General features: G+C 77.9%; 2 protein-coding genes. Both read left to right on the forward strand.

From position 1 onward, the window contains the following. Positions 1-95 precede the first annotated feature (95 nt). Positions 96-278 (forward strand): hypothetical protein, encoded by a 183-nt coding sequence (locus tag RBXJA2T_RS13040; protein WP_009857856.1) that lies wholly within the window; start codon positions 96-98, stop codon positions 276-278. Then, positions 275-907, forward strand: a complete 633-nt coding sequence (locus tag RBXJA2T_RS13045; RefSeq protein ID WP_009857857.1) for a DUF6683 family protein — start codon at positions 275-277, stop codon at positions 905-907. The genes RBXJA2T_RS13040 and RBXJA2T_RS13045 overlap by 4 nt, the downstream gene beginning before the upstream one ends. Positions 908-1,061: the final 154 nt, after the last annotated feature.

Here is a 1,061-nt window from a genome sequence, read left to right on the forward strand (position 1 = left end):
CGCGGCGCTGAGCGGCCTGCTCGCGCCCGCCGACGCCGAGGGGTCTGCAGCACTGGCAGTTCAGCTTCGCCCAGGCCGGGCTGCCGCTGTCGGCGGTGGCGCTGACGCTGCCGGCCGTGCCCGGCGGCACGATGCAGCTGCAGCTGCGCCTGCCGGCGCACAGCCGCGAACGCCCGGCGCTGGCCGCCGGGCTGGACAGCCTGCGCGAACGCCTGGCCGCGCGTGGCGCTTCGGGCGCGGAGATCACCCTGCACGACGACGAGAGCCCCGCCCGATGAACGCCCCGCCCCGAGCCGACGCCGGCGCACGCCTGGCCGCCGAACTGCCCGCCCTCGTCGAGCGTGCGCTCGCCCGCCTGCTCGACAGCCCCGACGTCGGCCCCGATCCGGCGCCGCTGCACGTGCCGCGCAGCGTGCGCTCGGCCGGCGCCGCGGCACTGGCCGCGCGCCACGGCGGCGGCCCGGCCGCACGCACCCAGGCGCTGGCGCTGTACACACGCTGCCTGCAGCACTACCGCCAGAGCGTGCAGGCGCGGCTGCAGCCCGGGCTGCGCGAGGACGATGCCGGGCTGGCGGCGGCCTTCTTCACGCTGGCCAACCTCGCCGCCTTCGACGGGCAGGCGCCCGAACCCGAGCGGCTGGAGGCCGTCGAGCGCCAGTTCCGCCGCCTGCTGGGCGCCTGCGGCACCTGGGTGCAGTGCAGCACCGCCGAACGCCAGTCCTTCGTCGAGCAGCTCGCCGCCATCGGCGTGCTGGTCAACGAGTCGCGCCTGACCGCGGCCACGCAGGGCGAAGCGGCGCAGGCGCACCTGCGCGAGGCGGCACGCGGCTACCTCGTGCAGCTGCTGGGTCTGGCGCCCGAACGCCTGGCGCTCGGCGACAACGGGCTGGTGCTGAAGGCGGCCTGATGTCGCTGCAGGTCACGCCGAGCCCGCTGGCCGGGCTGGCCGCCTGGTTCGGCGGCGACGGCGCGGCCGCCGGCATGGTGCCGGGTCCGAACGCCCCGCCGGCAGCCGGCCAAACGCAGGCCGCGGCCGCCACGCTGGCCGCACCGACGCCAGC

The organism is Rubrivivax benzoatilyticus JA2 = ATCC BAA-35 (genome assembly GCF_000190375.1).
GTDB lineage: Bacteria > Pseudomonadota > Gammaproteobacteria > Burkholderiales > Burkholderiaceae_C > Rubrivivax > Rubrivivax benzoatilyticus.

Coding starts and splice junctions, on each gene's coding strand:
- RBXJA2T_RS13045 (WP_009857857.1), top strand. CDS start 275: ATGAACGCCCCGCCCCGAGCCGACGCCGGCGCACGCCTGGCCGCCGAA.